Source organism: Pseudomonas sp. SIMBA_067 (assembly GCF_046534675.1).
GTDB classification, from domain to species: domain Bacteria; phylum Pseudomonadota; class Gammaproteobacteria; order Pseudomonadales; family Pseudomonadaceae; genus Aquipseudomonas; species Aquipseudomonas putida.
Map to the genome: position 1 here is coordinate 1 of NZ_JAWRYH010000490.1, position 269 is coordinate 269.

A 269-nucleotide genomic window follows, 5' to 3' on the forward strand; every position below is an offset into this window, starting at 1 on the left:
GATCAGTGCCGCAATGAGTTATATGTTCGGTGCCAATGATGGCAACAGCCCGGATGATATCGCCAATACGAAACTGGTCGTTATGTTCGGAAATAACCCGGCAGAAACGCGGATGAGCGGCGGTGGTGTCACTTACTACGTCGAGCAAGCCCGCGAACGTTCAAACGCACGCATGATCGTCATCGATCCACGTTATAACGACACTGCTGCCGGGCGTGAAGATGAATGGCTGCCCATTCGCCCTGGCACCGATGGCGCACTGGCCTGTG

1 protein-coding gene is annotated in these 269 nt (G+C 55.4%); it reads left to right on the forward strand.

Going from position 1 to position 269, the window contains the following annotated elements:
• Positions 1 to 13 precede the first annotated feature (13 nt).
• On the forward strand, positions 14 to 269 hold a 256-nt coding region (locus SB765_RS30020), incomplete at its 3' end, for a molybdopterin-dependent oxidoreductase (protein ID WP_410932547.1).